The sequence below is a fragment of the Acinetobacter towneri DSM 14962 = CIP 107472 genome (assembly GCF_000368785.1).
Lineage (GTDB): Bacteria > Pseudomonadota > Gammaproteobacteria > Pseudomonadales > Moraxellaceae > Acinetobacter > Acinetobacter towneri.
Genome location: NZ_KB849679.1, coordinates 6,263 through 23,023 on the forward strand (window position 1 = coordinate 6,263; position 16,761 = coordinate 23,023).

Here is a 16,761-nt window from a genome sequence, read left to right on the forward strand (position 1 = left end):
TTTATTACTGACACGCCATTTTAGTTTTGCTTTTTTGAACTGCTTGCGTCTTGTGACCAATTCTTCTGTCACTGCCTGAATAGTTTGACTGTGCAAGTTGCATTCTTTCGATGTGCCTTTCGTGTATTTTGCAATGTCGTATGCTGAAAAGAATTGTTGTTTACGTTGTAGATGCTTAAAACACAAATCATTGACATAATTCCAGACAAAATTTACTTCGGATGCTAACTGATTTAGCACCTTGCAATGTTTGTCTTTTATGCGTAATTTGAGTGTCTTCATCCAATTATTTTAACAGTATTTTTCTTAATAGTGACTATAGTACAAGTATTTAAAACGACATTTCGTGTCGTTCATATGGTTTACTCCAGTCGCTTATATCCTCGTGCTGAACCACGAGGTTTTTCGCTCCAGTGGATAAAAAAACCTAGAAATCTAGGGTCTGTTGATACTTCGTCTATATTTGCGACGTGAGAGATATATCTCGCAAGGTTTTTTAGCTGATATAAGGCATGAGGCAGGAAATTTAGTCATTCTAAATGACTGACTCATAACGCAATAGCAGCAAAAAATATGCTCGTTCCGAAGGACTGTGGCTAAAACTTTCTCAGATTGCGTTATGAAACTTGGCAATAGACCCACTATTCCCTACGTTTCATGCCTGATCTGCTCAGTTTTAGCCTACAGCGCAAGCCATTTATGAAATATCAACAGACCCTCGGCTTTTTATTAAAAATCAATCTATTCACCACCAAGTGAACATTCAAAATTGGTTTTTTCGACAGAACAACGAGCGCGTTTTAACACACTCATCATGGCAGGGTCATAAATACCGCGTTTGGTCATATCCATACGTCCATCACGTAGCATTTTTTGATATTTAGTTTTATCTTCTGCGCTCAAGTTCATTTTATATTTGGCTGGAATTTCACCTTCTAAACGATTAATCATACTCATCGCTTTAGGCAGATTTTTTACAAACCAATCTCGTGATTTTTGCCCAAAGCCCGCAGGGAATTGTTCAGGGCGAATCACAAAGTCTGCGGTCACTTGTAATACAGGGAAGTTAAACATCGCCCCGTTATTGCCTAAACCCTTGTAGATTTCTAAAGGTTTGTACGCATAGGCAGGCGCACCGACCATATCGACCTGACCATTGTTAAATTTCGCCACAAAGTTAGATACATCAGAAATGACAGCTTGCGCACCTACACGCTGCACCATAATTTTTTGTGCATCGTCATAGCCCAATACCGCAAACTTTTTCCCTGCTGCTTTTTCAATCGAGCTGATGTTCTTGTCGCGCACAAAAATAAAGGCCGAACCTAAAGGTGAAATACCCGCAACTTCATATTTCTTGCCACCTAAATTGGTAACCATTTTCGCTGCATTACGTTGATCTAAAGCAAAGCTGATGGCACGTTGTGCAATCGCATTACTTGGCGCACCACCTAAAGCATCAATCGAGCCTGCAAATTTATTGTATTGGCGAGCACGCATGGCGGTCATAAATACCCCATCACATTTGCCTGCTTTAAAATCATTGTCTGCGACAGCTTCATCCTGACGTGGAATTAAATTGACTTCTGCACCCCAGCCTTTTGCTGCTAGCGCCCACTCTTGTGCCATCTGAAAAGATTCACCTGACTTACCCAGTAAGTCAAAGACACATACATCTACTTTTGCTGCTTGCGCCTGAGCACTGAAACCGATCGCTGCGAATGCTGTCAATGTTGCGCTGACCCATATTTTTTTCATTGTTTCTATCCTTCTACAGATTTTTTTATTTTTGAGTGTCCGTACACGAAACAAATATTAAGCAAGTTCAAATTAAAAAAATAGAGCATTTACTCGAATTTCATCTGTCAATTCTGCCAAAACCTTATACTGCCTTATTTAAGCGATCATTTTTATTTCATAATTCACTTATATTTTATAGATTTAGATCAAAATAAAGATCATTTCCAACATGCACGTATTTTGTGCTTGTTTACAAAGTCATAAAAAAAGCCTGTTGTTAGATCATAATTTTTAAACATCACAAGAGAGATTTTTCGCAAATCACAAATAAAACTGGGCTTATTTTTGTTTTCTGGTGGGCTTCCATTAGAATATGCCCAACTTTTGTTGTGACCAGTAAACACCATGATTCAACTTGACCAAGTTTCTTTACGCCGCGGTGGACGTGTTTTATTTCAAAAAGCGTCTATGCAAATCCATCCAGGCTGGAAAGTCGGTCTTACAGGTGTCAATGGTGCAGGAAAATCCAGTTTATTTGCTGCGCTTTTAGGTAGTTTAACCCCAGACGAAGGTACGTTGAGCCGTCCGCAAGGCTGGACTGTGGCGCACATGGCACAGGAAGTTAAAGCATTGGATTTGCCTGCGATTGATTTTGTGCTGTCGGGTGATGAAGAATACTGGAGCATTCAACAACAACTGCAACATCCTGAACAATTAAATAATGACCAACTTGCACATTTGCATGGTCGTTTTGATGAAATTCATGGCTATACCGCACCCGCCAAAGCCGCACAACTGATGGCAGGTTTAGGTTTTATGGAACATCAAAACAGCTTGGCGGTCAGTAGTTTTTCTGGTGGATGGCGCATGCGTTTAAATTTGGCGCGTACCTTAATGAGTCGCTCCGAATTATTATTACTGGACGAACCAACCAACCACTTAGACTTAGATGCAATTTTATGGTTAGAAGACTGGCTTAAAGCCTATGCGGGAACTTTGGTGCTGATTTCCCATGACCGTGATTTTTTAGATGCCATTACCGATCATATTTTACATATTGAAAATAGTGAACTGACTTTATATACAGGCAATTATTCAACCTTTGAAACCACACGCAGTGAACGCTTGGCACAACATCAACAAGCGTATGAAAAACAATTAGAAACCCGTGCACATTTACAAAAATATATTGATCGTTTTAAAGCCAAAGCCACCAAAGCACGGCAGGCACAAAGCCGTATCAAGCAATTGGAACGCATGCAATTGCTTGCCCCTGCGCATGTAGATACACCATTTACCTTTAGTTTCCGTGAACCGACCAAAATGAGCTCACCCTTACTGACCTTGGAACAAGTCAGCATTGGTTATGCAGACAAAGTGATTGCCAGCAAAATTAACCTACAAATTACCCCGACCAGTCGTATTGGTTTATTGGGGATGAACGGCGCAGGTAAATCGACCTTAATTAAATCCTTAGTGGGTGAATTGGCGTTATTGGCAGGTACTCGCAAAGCCTCAGAATTACTCAATATTGGCTATTTTGCACAGCATCAAATGGATGCTTTGGATGATAGCGCCAGCCCGATGCTACAACTGGCACGCATTGCCGATAAAAAAATCAGCGAAGCCACTTTACGCGCCTTTTTAGGCAGTTTTGGTTTTAGTGGCGAACGTATGGACACGCCTTGTGAAAGTTTTTCAGGAGGTGAACGTGCACGTTTGGCTTTGGCTTTAATTGTCTGGCAACGTCCTAACGTACTGATTCTGGACGAACCGACCAACCATTTAGACTTAGATATGCGACATGCCTTAACCATGGCATTACAGGATTATGAAGGTGCAGTGGTATTGGTGTCACACGAACGTCAATTAATTGCCAGTGTCTGCGATGACTTACTCTTGGTTCATGCAGGACAATGCACAGAATTTGAAGGCGATTTACAAGATTATGCCCAATGGTTACGCCAAGCTCGTGCAGACATGCTTAAGCAAGGTACATCCAACACAGCTCCATCCAATCCAAGTCCAGTGGTTGAGAACAAGACTAACCTAGTCAAAGTAGATAAAGAAGCTCAACGCAAACTGGCAGCACAACGCCGTGAACAAACTCGCCCTATTCGTAAAAATATTGAAAAATACGAAGCGCAAATTGAAAAAATTCAACCGCGTCTGACTGAAATTGAAACCGAACTGGCAGATCCTGCCCTTTACGATACCAACCGTAAAGATGATTTGCTCAAACTCATGAATGAGCAAAATGATCTGAAAACCAAATTGGCGCAGGCAGAAGAACAAATGCTTGAATTGATGATGGAATTGGAAGAACTCGAAAGTAGCTTTGAATAGCCATACCGATGAGATTTTAACGCTATGCTAAATAGGGTTAAATCTCATCATATTTCGTAGAATATGCATTGTGTATGTTCCATACTTATAAGACACATTCGTAATAGTTTTAATCTTTAGTTTATCTTCACAACAACCACGTAAAGAAATTTAAGTCACTCTCTGCGTTTGTTTATTTTTACTTATCAATCTTGCACCACAGCATAGTTGTATGACACCCCCCACCCTGAATAAAAGTAAGACAGCATAGCTACCAAGCAAGAAGTTTTGAATTTAAAAATCACACTGAGTTTTAAATTCAAAATCTACAATTTAAAAGCAAAAACTTAGTTATCCACAACTCAAACTAACTGTTATTTTAAATTCAAAACTCTAATTAAAGCCAAATCAATCCATTCTTTCATGGTTATTTTGAGTCATTGAATCTCAGTGATTCACAGAAAATCGCTGCTACTCGGCAGTAATTTTTGCTTTGCTAATACATAATTCTTGTATTTTCCAGCCCTGAATATAGCGCCAAATTTCTTGAATATACCCTTGATCATCCGCCAAACCAATTTGAATCCGACAGTTAACCTGCTCACGATCAAACTCATATTCTTCTAATTCAACATTCGGTTTGATCGGTTTCCAGACACCATTATTCACTGCATGCTGAATGTTGGCATAACGTGTTTCACGATTTTCCACACGTGATTCTGCCGTATAAACGACTTTAAAATCTTCATCTTCATAGTGTGCTAACAGCTCCACATTGCCAGTAAAAAAAGCATTCACCCATGCATCACGTGCTTGTTCTAATTGATTATCCATCTTAATGATTCTCCTATATTTTTGGCTTAATGTAGCTCAGCATGACAGAACAATAAGTCAGTTTTATAAAAGTTATTTGGATGAATCACGACAACAACAAAAGCCAAACATAAAAAAGCACTCCGTAGAGTGCTTATGGTTATGCGGATGATTTGGACGAATTAAGCGTCAATATCTGCATTTAAGGCATTTTCTTCAATAAAGGCACGACGTGGTTCTACATCATCGCCCATTAAGCAAGAGAACATGCGGTCTGCTTCAATGGCATCATCAATGGTGACTTGCAACATATTGCGGTTTTCTGGGTCCATCGTGGTTTCCCAAAGTTGTTCCGCATTCATCTCACCCAAACCTTTATAGCGCTGAATCATCATGCCGCGACGCGAGTCCTGCAAAATGTGTTGCCACACTTGATGGAAATTGTTGACCGTAATTTTACGTTCGCCTTTTTCCAAATACGCACCTTCTTCAAGCAGCGTAAACCAGCTTTTTGAATTTTTCAGCAAACGTGCATATTCAGCTGAACCCAGCAAACCTGTGTCTAGCAAATAGGTATGTGGCAAGTTGTGCACATATACCGTGATTCGTGGCCAATACGTTGCAGATTTTTGACCATCCGCATCTTCTTTTTCAAACTGTTCGATGCTTAATTCAGGACGCAAACTTGGTTGTAATCGTTCAATGCTTTGACGTAATTGCTCGCCCCATTGTTGTACATACGCCTGATCTGCTGCTTGATCAATTTTAAAGGCATCTAATTCTAATAAACCATCCAACAGACTTGCAGGATAACGCAGCGTTAAACGGCTCAAACTCTTTTGTGAAGTTTGATAATCAGCAATGACTTTGGCTAAAGCCTCACCACGAATTGCAGGTGCATCAGCACTCACATGCAGCTCCAATTCATCAATCGCATTAGAAATTAAATAGGTTTCTAAAGCATCGTTATCTTTGATGTATTGTTCCTGCTTGCCTTTTTTCAGCTTATACAATGGTGGCTGTGCGATATAAATATGACCACGCTCAACCAATTCTGGCATTTGACGGAAGAAGAAGGTCAATAGCAAGGTACGAATGTGTGAACCATCTACGTCAGCATCGGTCATGATGATGATTTTGTGATAACGCAGTTTGTCTGGGTTATATTCTTCACGACCAATACCACAGCCCAAAGCGGTAATTAAAGTACCTACTTCTGCCGATGAAATCATCTTGTCAAAACGGGCACGTTCCACGTTCAGGATTTTACCTTTCAGTGGCAAAATTGCCTGCATTTTACGGTTACGACCTTGTTTAGCCGAACCACCTGCAGAGTCACCCTCGACCAGATATAATTCAGATAATGCTGGGTCTTTTTCCTGACAATCAGCCAATTTACCTGGCAAACCTGCAATATCCAAAGCACTCTTACGGCGCGTCATTTCACGGGCTTTACGCGCTGCATCACGGGCACGTGCTGCATCAATAATTTTACCCGCGATAGATTTTGCCGCTTGCGGATTTTCCAATAAATATTCAGAGAAAGATTTATTCATGGCCTGCTCAACAGCAGGTTTCACTTCACTCGATACCAATTTTTCTTTGGTCTGTGATGAGAATTTTGGATCTGGCACTTTGACCGACACAATCGCGGTTAAACCTTCACGTGCATCATCACCCGATACCACAACTTTTTCTTTTTTAAGAATATTTTCACTTTCCATGTAGTTATTTAAACCACGGGTCAGCGCAGCACGGAAGCCTGCCAAGTGCGTTCCACCATCTTTTTGTGGAATATTATTGGTAAAACAACGTACGTTTTCCTGATAAGAATCATTCCACTGCAAAGCAACTTCTACGGTAATTCCGTTTTCAGCCTGTGTCGTGAAATGGAAAATTTCATTCAGATGGGTTTTGCCTGCATTGATATATTTCACAAATTCAGACAAACCACCTTCATAGTCAAAAATATGTTCTAAATTGACACGTTCATCACGCAATACAATACGCACGCCCGCGTTTAAGAAAGACAATTCACGCAATCGGCGTGCCAAAATATCCACATTAAAAATGGTTTGGCTAAAGGTTTCAGCACTTGGCCAAAAACGCACAGTCGTACCTGATTGCTCAGTGTCGCCCACTACTTTTAAAGGATATTGTGGATCACCATGGCGGTATTCCTGTTGGTGAATTTGACCGGCGCGTTTAATCGTTAATTCAAGTTTACTCGATAAAGCATTGACCACCGACACACCAACGCCGTGCAAACCGCCCGACACTTTATAACTGTTGTCATCAAACTTACCACCTGCGTGCAGAATGGTCAGAATGACCTCTGCTGCAGAGACACCTTCTTCAGGGTGAATATCGGTTGGGATACCACGACCATTGTCAGATACGCTGACAGATTCATCTTCATGGATAGTCACCAAAATTTCATCACAATGACCCGCCAAAGCTTCATCAATAGCGTTATCGACTACCTCGAACACCATGTGATGCAAACCTGTACCATCATCTGTATCACCGATATACATGCCTGGGCGTTTACGAACAGCATCTAGGCCACGCAATACTTTGATACTAGAGGAATCATAAGCCTTTTCATTGGTTTGTTCTGTAGTAGAGACAGATTGATCTTCTGAACTCATGGTTTCTCCCTAGTGAAAAATAGGTCTATCCAAAGATAAAAAATTATTGCTCAACAGCCTGCACCGTTCCGTGATCGACCTGAAATAAGCGATAAGGAATCGACAACGCTTGTAAGTGTTGTTGCACGGATTGATGATCTAAAGTGGTAATAAAAACTTGACTACCCAATTGGCTTAATCGTTCAATTAAACGTTGTTGTGCGCTTAAATCTAATTCTGCTGTCAGATCATCTAATAATACCACAGTTTCCTTATTAGACGCATGCAGCATTGCAATCTGTGACAGTTTTAATGCCATAATCAATAGCTTTTTCTGCCCACGTGACAGCACCACATCGGCATCGCCCATTGGGGTTTTTAAGCGTAAATCGGCGCGGTGTGGCCCATATTCGGTATAGCGACGTTCCACATCTTTTTGATGATAATTGCACAGATCATTCAACAAGCCTGTTTCGGTATGAAAGCCTGCGCTGTATTCCAGACTAATGTGTAAATCAGGCAATAAATACTGTAAATCTTGTGCAAAAAATTGCTGCCATTGTTCCACCGTTCCCAAACGCTGCCGATGCAAAATCTCACCATAATCACTGAGCATTTTGTTCCACGGTTCCAAGTCCGACAGACTTAAATGTCGCTGTGATTTAAGCAAACTATTACGTTGTTTTAAGGCACGTGAATAATATTGCCAAGCGTGATAAAACTCTGGTTCCACGTGGAACATCAACCAGTCCAACAGTTGCCGTCGTGGTTTTGCACCATGGTCAATAATATCGGTACTGAGTGGATCAATATGTTGTAAAGGCAGAATTTTAGCCAATTGCCCTTGGGTCGCAACAGGGTCGCCATTGACCTTAATCAACTGCTCACCCGATGCCATTTTTTGCATGCCAATTTTTTCAGTCAATGACTGAGCAAATACAATCGCATCTTGGCTACTGTTCTGAATGTAATTTTTAGGAATATGGGTGCGAAAAGAACGCCCTGTCGCCAATAAATGAATCGCTTCTAAAATCGAGGTTTTACCCGAACCATTTTGCCCATAAAAGACGTTAAACGGCTGCAACTCATGAAGTGCAACCGCTTTTAAGTTCCGAACACGCTCGATATGTAAACGCGTAATATGCATGATTCAGCTAGATTTAATCTTGAAATAAACCGCTCACTTAAACACGCATTGGCATCACAACATAGGTTTGATCTTGATGTGCTGGATCTTGTACCAATACCGATTGATTGGCTTCGGTCATGGTCATCGATACATCATCGCCATCCAATGCCCCTAATACGTCCAATAAATACTGTGCGTTAAATGACATTTCTAACGGCGAATCGGCATATTGAATCGCTAAATCTTCAATTGCTTCATCTTGTTCTGGGTTATTGGCACGTAATTGCAAGGTGTCCGCACTAAAATTCAGGAATACGCCACGCAATTTTTCATTACTTAAAATCGCCACACGCTGTAAAGATTGTTTAAATACATCATGCGCGATCAGCACGTTTTTATCACCACCACGTGGAATCACACGGCGATAATCTGGGAACTTACCATCAATTAATTTAGTGGTAAAACGCACGGTAATTTCTGCTTGTTCTTTGTCACGGCTTGGGGTGCGAATGGTCACATTCAGCAATTCACGCCCAATTAAAAGTGCCAGTTGTTCATCTTCAATGCTCAGCAAACGCTGCAATTCAGCCACAGCTTTACGCGGCACAATGGCTTGAATTAATTGAGTAGCTGTCGAAGATGCCGCTGTTTCACACAAGGCCAAACGGTGACCATCTGTGGTCACAGCACGTAATTGGTTTTCATCAATTTCTAACAAAGTACCCGTTAAATAAAAGCGTACATCCTGCACTGCCATCGCAAACGCAGTTTTTTCAAACAAACGCTTCAGCTCACGCTCAGTAACCGTCACTTGCGTACCTTGAGCATTTTCTGTAGCCAATAATGGATAATCTTCCGCAGGCAAAGTACCTAATACAAAGCGGCTATTGCCCGATTTTAAAATACAGCGCTGATCTTCAGTGATTTGCAAATCAATCAAAGCTGCGCTTGGTAAAGATTTACAAATATCCATCAGTTTACGTGCAGGCACTGTAGTTTCCCCTGCCTGTAAACATGCCCCTTCAGTCAGATTCGTACTGGCAACCAATTCCACTTCCAAGTCCGAACCAGTAATGGTTAAGGCTTGCTCAGTCACCTGAACTTTGACATTGGATAAAATATTTAAGGTATGGCGACGTTCAACCGCTCCTACGACATGTGACAGAACATTCAGTAAGCTTTCTTTCGCGATTTTTAAACGCACGGTACATTCCTCTAACAACTGAAGATTGGAGTATAAAATAGGTTTTTTAGCAGTGTACTATGCGGCAAAAGCTGCCGCATGGCAAGAACAGAATTTGAGCAAATTCGGTCAACTTTGCAACAATCGTTGCAGGTTTTTATAGTCTTCGTTAAAGATCGGATCTTCTTCGCGCAGGCTTTGTACTTTTTCGCAGGCATGCATCACGGTACTGTGATCACGGCCACCAAATGCCATACCAATTTCAGGGAAACTGTCGCCTGTCAGCTCACGTGCCAAACCCATTGCCAACTGACGTGGACGCGCATAAATACGGGTACGTTTTGGCCCCACCAATTCTTTGAGCGGAATACGGAAATATTCACTCACGACTCGCTGAATATTTTCGGTACTGATGGTACGTGCGCGAATTGCCAAGACATCTTTTAAAGATTCACGTACCACATCTAGATCGATTGGGGTGCCTTTAAAACGGGAAATTGCCACCACTTTATTGAGTGCACCTTCAAGTTCACGCACATTAGCCACCACTTGCTGGGCAATAAATAAAGCACAGTTACGTGGTAAATCTACGGCGCTGCTTTCAGCTTTCTTTAATAAAATTTCAATTCGGGTTTCAATATCTGGCGGTTCTACCCCGACTGATAAGCCCCAAGAAAAACGTGACACCAAACGTGCATCCAATTCGGTTAATTCTTTTGGATAACGGTCTGAAGTCAAAATAATCTGTTTAGATTCATCCAATAAAGCGTTAAAGGTATAGAAAAACTCCACCAAACTGGCTTCTTTACCTGCCAATAAGTGAATGTCATCCACCAATAACAAATCTAAAGAGCGGCAGTTTTTCTTAAATTCTTCAACCTTACCCTGCTGCAAAGAGCTGACAAAATCCTGCACAAAACTTTCTGCAGTCATGTACATCACCCGTGCATTCGGTTTGGCTTGCAACAAAGCATTGCCCACCGCTTGCATCAAGTGAGTTTTACCCAAACCTGTTGGGCCATACAAAAATAATGGGTTGTGCTGTGAAGCCCCCAATTGGGTCAATACCTTGCGACAGGTTTCCGCAGCCATTTGGTTAGAACGACCTTCCACAAATAAGGAAAAGGTAAATAACGGATTGAGTTGGCGTTTACGGCTTTTTGCAGAACTTTCTTCTTTTTCACGTTTAGGCTTGGCCACAGGCGCAGGGCTAGATTCCAGCGCAGCAGTAGTGGTAGCAGGTTGTTCACTGGCCGATAAAATTGCACCTGGACGCGAATCGACTAAAATTTCGACCTTACGCACGCGTCCCTCAGACAACTGCTCTGCCAAAATAGTAATCAATTCCAGATGATGTTCTTGAATGTAACGCGTCCAATAAGGATTAGGCGCATAAAGTTTTAATGTATCTTCAACTTCTTCTGCCACCAATGGGCGAATCCACATTGTAAAGACATTTCCAGAGAGCTCTTGTCGCAAGCGATTTAAGCAGTCCGTCCAAAGCATGTGAAACCCCTATCTAATCCATTTTTAAATTTAAAACTTCTCTCGACCGCCTGAGCGGGTCGCCATTCTAACCAAGTTATCCACATCTGTCATGACAAAATCAGCAAAATTGCTCAAAAAAGGAATCATTAAACCTGAATTTAAATTTGAAACGTGGTGTGGATAAGTTTATCCGCAAGGTGTGGATAAAATATAGCACAAAGTTATCCACATAGTATTAAAATTATAGAAACACAGATATCCACAATTCAAAATTTTGTTTTATAAAAGAAAAAGTGGGTTTTCAACAGAAAAATGCGTCCCTAATAGTAATAAATTTAAATTTATAAATTTGAATTTATTTATAAGAAACGTTGCAACTGTGGATAATTCAATCTGAGTTTAAATTTAAATTCAAAACCGAAAATTTTAAAATTAAACAGAATAAGCTTGTGGATAATTATGTGAATAATACTGTTAATAACTTATTAGTCAAGCATAAACAATTACTTATCTTGTGTATACTTTAATTTGTATGATCAACCAGTCAATTGAGCGAAAACTTGTTAAAAAGAAAAATTTAGGCTTATTTTGCAAGAAACCGTGTTTTTCATTGACAGCTCAAGCAATGCGCACTAAAATCGCGGACCTTTATAGAAAGATCATTTTTGGAGTTTCGATATGAAACGTACATTTCAACCATCTGAATTAAAGCGTAAGCGCGTTCATGGTTTCCGTGCTCGTATGGCTACTAAAGCTGGTCGTCAAGTATTGGCTCGCCGTCGTGCAAAAGGTCGTCACAGCTTAACTGTTTAATACAGTCACGCTGAACCGACTCTTGGGTGTTATGACAACACTTTATGGCTTCAGCACAGAGTTGAGATTACGCTGTGCTGCCGATTATAAAGGTGTGTTTGATGGTGCGCTTTTTAAAGTGCATCAACCCCATTTCTTATTTCTTGCAAAACATTCCGAACTGCCGAATAGCCGTTTGGGTCTTGTCGTTGCAAAAAAGAAAGTGCGTCGTGCACACGAACGAAATCGAGTAAAACGACTTGCTCGCGAAAGTTTTCGCTTACACCAACAGCAATTAAATGACTTAGATATTGTGGTAATGCCCAAAGTTGGGGTAGATACGGTATCTAATGCGGAATTGCATCAGCAATTACAATTTGCTTGGCAGAAGTTACAACGTCTCGCCAAAAAGCATTCAAAAATAGCTCCCTCCCCACAAAAGTAGAGATGGCCAATGGTACTTTTACTGCATTGGTTGATACGTTTCTATCAGATCGCGATTAGTCCTTTATTGGGACCACGCTGTCGCTATATTCCAACATGTTCTCAATATTCTTTGGAAGCAGTCCATACGCATGGTGCTGTACGTGGTGTGTGGCTGGCTACAAAACGTATTTGTCGTTGTCATCCGTGGGGTGGTTCGGGCTATGATCCGGTGCCGCCAAAAGTCATTCGTTTTATTTCATTTCAGCAAATAGATTCTCAAACGCATCACATTACTGTACCCTTTCGTGATCGTTTATTGAACCAAAATCACTCTAACCACTTGGGGTAATAGATATGCAACAATGGGCCAGGTTTGCAATTCTCGGGGCCATGTTTGTCGTCGCATATTTGCTCATTTTGGCGTGGCAAAAAGATTATGGAAATGCTGAAACAGCACCGCAGCAAAAAACTGCCGTTGTTTCACATGAAGTGTCTGCAGATTTGCCGAATGCCCAAACGGCTACAGCAGCTTCTGATGTACCGCAAGCAAATATTCCTGCACAGCAAACAACCGATGCCACAGCACCTGTAAGTCAGCAGCTTATTTCAGTACAAACTGACCTTTATCATCTTTGGATCAATCCGAAAGGTGGTGATATTGTTCGTGTTGAATTACTCAATCATGACAAAAATAAAGACAGTGACGATCCTTTCGTCATGCTGGAAAGCGATGCTAAGCGCACCTATGTCGCGCAATCTGGGTTAATCGGGCTGAATGGTCCAGACAGTAGCCGTAATGGCCGCCCAAGCTATGAAATTGAAAAATCGACTTATAGCTTAGCCGATGCCAAAGAAAGCAAAAATAAAGCGGGTGAAACAGTTAAAACTTTAACTGTCCCAATGGTATATAAAACTGCCGATGGTGTAGAAATCATTAAAACCTTTAGTTTTACTGAAGGTGAATATCCTGTGCTGGTGAATCACAAAGTGATTAACCGCAGCAGCCAAAACTGGCAAGGTCAGATGTTTGGTCAGTTGAAACGTGATAATTCAGATGATCCAGGCAAGTCAGATCAAGGTATTTTTACCTTGGGTACTTTCCTTGGCGGCGCATGGGGAACACCTGAAGAACACTACAACAAGTTGAAATTTGACAATTTTAATGACGAAAAATTGAATGTCGATGCAACAGGTGGTTGGGTGGCCGTGGTTCAGCACTATTTCGTGAGTGCATGGGTTCCGGGGCAGTTAAAATTGACGCAGGCCGATGGTCAACCGTATGCAGCGAAGTTGGAATCACGTAAATCTAGCGATGAAATGAACATCATTGGTTTTACCTCGCCAACCATTAATGTCCCTGCAGGTACGGTGGCAGAAGTTGATGCGACCTTCTACTCTGGTCCAAAAATTCAGTCTGAATTGAAAGATTTGGCGACAGGTTTGAACCAAACTGTGGATTATGGCTGGTTATGGCCAATTGCAAAATTATTGTTTATTGGTTTGCAATTCTTCCATGGTTTAGTGGGCAACTGGGGTTGGTCAATCATCTTATTAACCGTTCTTGTCAAACTGATTCTTTGGCCGTTATCGTCTAAGAGCTATCGTTCTATGGCGAAAATGCGTGTGATTGCACCAGAAATGCAGCGCATGAAAGAAGAATTTGGCGAAGACCGTATGCGTTTCTCGCAAGAAATGATGGCACTTTATAAACGTGAACAAGTGAATCCACTGTCAGGTTGTTTGCCATTGTTACTACAAATGCCAATTTTCCTTGCCTTGTACTGGGTATTGATGGAATCGGTAGAGTTACGCCATGCACCGTGGTTAGGTTGGATTCAAGACTTATCGGCAATGGACCCTTGGTTTATCTTGCCATTGTTGATGGGTGTGACCATGTACGTTCAACAAATGTTGAACCCACAGCCAACAGATCCAATGCAGGCAAAAATCTTCCGCATTATGCCTGTGGTATTTACCGTATTCTTATTGTTCTTCCCTGCAGGTCTAGTTCTGTACTGGATTGTCAACAACTTGATTACGATTTTGCAGCAAAGCTTGATCAACAAAAGTGTTGAAAAAGACCGCGCTAAACGAGAAGAGGCAACTCCAGTCAATTAAGTATGGCTGAGCTGCTGAATAAATCCGCTTAAGATGGTAATCTTAGGCGGATTTTTCTTTGCATATATTTTGAAAGTTTTAGGTGAATTTTATGTATAACCGCAGCACCATTGCCGCAATCGCGACTCCACCTGGCCGTGGTGGTGTGGGGGTGATTCGCCTGTCGGGATCCAAAGCCTATGCGATTGCCGCAGCCTTGACCCAAAAAGACTTACCCAAAGCACGTTACGCAGGTTTTCGCCAGTTTTACGATGCAGCGAATGAAGTCATGGATGAAGGTTTGGTGATTTGTTTCCCCAATCCTCATTCATTTACTGGCGAAGATGTGGTGGAACTACAAGGGCATGGTGGCCCAGTGATTCAAAATGCTTTATTGGCACGTTTACTGGAACTCGGTGCAACGGCTGCCAAAGCGGGTGAATTTTCGATGCGCGCCTTTGAAAATGGCAAGCTGGATTTGGTACAGGCCGAAGCCATTGCCGATTTAATTGATGCCACTTCACAAGCCGCTGCGCGTTCTGCAGTGCGTTCCCTTCAAGGGGCTTTTTCCACCAAAGTGAATACTGTGCTAGAACAGTTAATTCATTTACGTTTGCATGTTGAAGCTGCTATTGATTTTCCTGAAGAAGAAATTGACTTTTTGGCCGATGGGAAAATCCTTAATTTGCTAGATGAAGTGGCTACTTCGGTGACTGCTGTGCAACAATCTGCGCGTCAGGGACAATTGTTGCGTGAAGGTCTGCAGGTAGTGATTGCGGGCAAACCGAATGCAGGTAAATCTTCTCTACTCAATGCCTTGGCGGGTATTGAACGTGCAATTGTGACTGATATTGCGGGAACTACTCGTGACGTATTGCATGAAAAAATTACCCTAAATGGCTTACCAATTACCCTGACCGATACCGCAGGTTTACGTGAAACAGGGGATATTGTGGAGCAGGAAGGGATTCGCCGTGCAATTAAAGAAATTGAACAGGCGGATTTATTGTTATTGGTCTATGACTTGAGCCAAAACGAAGATCCGTTGCAATTGGCACAGCATTATTTTGCTGAACATATTGAACCGAAGCGTTTGATGTTGATTGGCAATAAATGCGATTTAACTGGTGTACAAGCTACAATTTCAGATTTTAATGGTTTTAGACATATTACTGTGTCGGCCAAACAAGAAACAGGTGTTCAATCGCTCATAGAGGCGATTACAGCGCATGCAGGCTTTCAGCCTGAAGAAGATACCTTTATTGCACGTACCCGTCATTTAGACGCAATGAAACGCACGCAGCAGTATTTGGCTGAAGCACGTGAGCAGTTGGTGGTCTATCATGCGGGGGAATTAGTAGCCGAGTCGTTACGTCTTGCACAGAATGCTTTGGGTGAGATCACTGGTGATTTTTCTGCAGATGATTTGTTGGGCAAGATTTTTGGATCGTTTTGTATTGGGAAATGATTTTTAGCGATTACTTCCTGATTTGATACAAAAATAGCATTAAGTTTGAGTGGCTTAGTGCTTTTTTATTATCCTATTTGGGGTGATCTGCTACTAAAAATCAGCCTATTCGTTAATGTTTAGTTTCTCATTCGGCACAAGCCCGATCTAACTTATGTCATATTTAAACGTTTCAATTTATCTTTATGAAAACCCATCAATAATCACGTAAGTCTTTTTAAACCGCAGCATTTAAAGCTATGATGAGAAAATAATCAAAAATTGGCGCTCAATTCAATCCTAAATGCACGAGATGAAATCTCTGATGGAGGTATTTGGATGTTTGAACTGGCTTTTTTACGTGAAATACTCATTTCTTCGGTTCATTTTTTGCAATTGTCACTCGAAGCCATTTCTGTGATTTGTGTGGTGATTGGTCTAGTTAAAACTTTATGGGTGCTGGTTCAATTAAAATCGGGGCGTACTGCACGTTATTGTTTTGGGGATTGGCTTGCGACGGCGCTTGAATTTCAGTTGGCTGCAGATATTTTAGCCACCACGGTAGATCCAGATTTAGATAGCCTAATTAAATTGGCGATCATTGCTGTCATTCGAACCTTTTTGAATTACTTCCTAACCAAAGAATTAGAGCATCAAACCATCAATGAAAAATAATGGCTATTGAGTTTGA

At 41.4% G+C, this 16,761-nt stretch carries 13 protein-coding genes and 1 pseudogene; 7 read left to right on the forward strand and 7 right to left on the reverse strand.

Going from position 1 to position 16,761, the window contains the following annotated elements; translation table 11 throughout:
- A pseudogene (locus F947_RS00365) lies at positions 1-282 on the reverse strand (RNA-guided endonuclease TnpB family protein); the annotation flags it as partial.
- 459 nt (positions 283-741) lie between these two features.
- Positions 742-1,758, reverse strand: a complete 1,017-nt coding sequence (locus F947_RS00370) for a putative solute-binding protein (RefSeq protein WP_004969750.1) — start codon at positions 1,756-1,758, stop codon at positions 742-744.
- A gap of 387 nt (positions 1,759-2,145) precedes the next feature.
- Between F947_RS00370 and F947_RS00375 the strand changes: the two genes are divergently transcribed.
- Positions 2,146-4,086, forward strand: coding sequence for an ATP-binding cassette domain-containing protein (locus F947_RS00375; RefSeq protein WP_004969752.1), 1,941 nt, complete (start codon positions 2,146-2,148; stop codon positions 4,084-4,086).
- A 450-nt stretch (positions 4,087-4,536) separates the two neighbouring features.
- Here the strand turns inward: F947_RS00375 and F947_RS00380 are convergent, their stop codons facing one another.
- From F947_RS00380 to dnaA, 5 genes are all read right to left on the reverse strand, one after another.
- Positions 4,537-4,899, reverse strand: a complete 363-nt coding sequence (locus tag F947_RS00380) for a hypothetical protein (RefSeq protein WP_004969754.1) — start codon at positions 4,897-4,899, stop codon at positions 4,537-4,539.
- Between the two features lie 161 nt (positions 4,900-5,060).
- Positions 5,061-7,529 carry a DNA topoisomerase (ATP-hydrolyzing) subunit B gene (gene gyrB, locus F947_RS00385; protein WP_004969755.1) on the reverse strand — a complete coding sequence of 823 codons (2,469 nt, stop codon included), beginning with the start codon at positions 7,527-7,529 and terminating at the stop codon, positions 5,061-5,063.
- A 43-nt stretch (positions 7,530-7,572) separates the two neighbouring features.
- Complete coding sequence (recF, locus tag F947_RS00390) at positions 7,573-8,655, reverse strand: DNA replication/repair protein RecF (protein WP_004969757.1); 1,083 nt, start codon at positions 8,653-8,655, stop codon at positions 7,573-7,575.
- A gap of 37 nt (positions 8,656-8,692) precedes the next feature.
- The gene (dnaN, locus tag F947_RS00395) at positions 8,693-9,841 is read right to left on the reverse strand and encodes a DNA polymerase III subunit beta (RefSeq protein WP_004969759.1); all 1,149 of its coding nucleotides are present in this window, start codon (positions 9,839-9,841) and stop codon (positions 8,693-8,695) included.
- Between the two features lie 108 nt (positions 9,842-9,949).
- Complete coding sequence (dnaA, locus tag F947_RS00400; RefSeq protein ID WP_004969761.1) at positions 9,950-11,326, reverse strand: chromosomal replication initiator protein DnaA; 1,377 nt, start codon at positions 11,324-11,326, stop codon at positions 9,950-9,952.
- Positions 11,327-11,986: 660 nt separating this feature from the next.
- Between dnaA and rpmH the strand changes: the two genes are divergently transcribed.
- The 6 genes from rpmH to F947_RS00430 all read left to right on the forward strand — a co-directional run bounded on the left by rpmH (position 11,987) and on the right by F947_RS00430 (position 16,745).
- Positions 11,987-12,121, forward strand: coding sequence for a 50S ribosomal protein L34 (gene rpmH, locus F947_RS00405; protein WP_000831329.1), 135 nt, complete (start codon positions 11,987-11,989; stop codon positions 12,119-12,121).
- A 31-nt stretch (positions 12,122-12,152) separates the two neighbouring features.
- Entirely contained in the window at positions 12,153-12,545 is a 393-nt protein-coding gene (gene rnpA / locus F947_RS00410) for a ribonuclease P protein component (RefSeq protein WP_004969764.1), read from the forward strand.
- Positions 12,546-12,554: 9 nt separating this feature from the next.
- Complete coding sequence (gene yidD / locus F947_RS00415) at positions 12,555-12,875, forward strand: membrane protein insertion efficiency factor YidD (RefSeq protein WP_004969767.1); 321 nt, start codon at positions 12,555-12,557, stop codon at positions 12,873-12,875.
- A 5-nt stretch (positions 12,876-12,880) separates the two neighbouring features.
- Entirely contained in the window at positions 12,881-14,644 is a 1,764-nt protein-coding gene (yidC, locus tag F947_RS00420) for a membrane protein insertase YidC (RefSeq protein WP_004969769.1), read from the forward strand.
- A 91-nt stretch (positions 14,645-14,735) separates the two neighbouring features.
- Positions 14,736-16,091 (forward strand): tRNA uridine-5-carboxymethylaminomethyl(34) synthesis GTPase MnmE, encoded by a 1,356-nt coding sequence (gene mnmE / locus F947_RS00425; RefSeq protein WP_004969771.1) that lies wholly within the window; start codon positions 14,736-14,738, stop codon positions 16,089-16,091.
- Between the two features lie 318 nt (positions 16,092-16,409).
- Positions 16,410-16,745: a DUF1622 domain-containing protein gene (locus F947_RS00430; protein ID WP_004969773.1), complete on the forward strand. Its 336-nt coding sequence runs from the start codon at positions 16,410-16,412 to the stop codon at positions 16,743-16,745.
- Positions 16,746-16,761 lie beyond the last annotated feature (16 nt).

Coding starts and splice junctions, on each gene's coding strand:
- yidD (WP_004969767.1), top strand. CDS start 12,555: ATGGTACTTTTACTGCATTGGTTGATACGTTTCTATCAGATCGCGATT.
- rpmH (WP_000831329.1), top strand. CDS start 11,987: ATGAAACGTACATTTCAACCATCTGAATTAAAGCGTAAGCGCGTTCAT.
- gyrB (WP_004969755.1), bottom strand. CDS start 7,529: ATGAGTTCAGAAGATCAATCTGTCTCTACTACAGAACAAACCAATGAA.
- yidC (WP_004969769.1), top strand. CDS start 12,881: ATGCAACAATGGGCCAGGTTTGCAATTCTCGGGGCCATGTTTGTCGTC.
- recF (WP_004969757.1), bottom strand. CDS start 8,655: ATGCATATTACGCGTTTACATATCGAGCGTGTTCGGAACTTAAAAGCG.
- F947_RS00375 (WP_004969752.1), top strand. CDS start 2,146: ATGATTCAACTTGACCAAGTTTCTTTACGCCGCGGTGGACGTGTTTTA.
- rnpA (WP_004969764.1), top strand. CDS start 12,153: ATGACAACACTTTATGGCTTCAGCACAGAGTTGAGATTACGCTGTGCT.
- F947_RS00370 (WP_004969750.1), bottom strand. CDS start 1,758: ATGAAAAAAATATGGGTCAGCGCAACATTGACAGCATTCGCAGCGATC.
- F947_RS00430 (WP_004969773.1), top strand. CDS start 16,410: ATGTTTGAACTGGCTTTTTTACGTGAAATACTCATTTCTTCGGTTCAT.
- dnaA (WP_004969761.1), bottom strand. CDS start 11,326: ATGCTTTGGACGGACTGCTTAAATCGCTTGCGACAAGAGCTCTCTGGA.
- mnmE (WP_004969771.1), top strand. CDS start 14,736: ATGTATAACCGCAGCACCATTGCCGCAATCGCGACTCCACCTGGCCGT.
- F947_RS00380 (WP_004969754.1), bottom strand. CDS start 4,899: ATGGATAATCAATTAGAACAAGCACGTGATGCATGGGTGAATGCTTTT.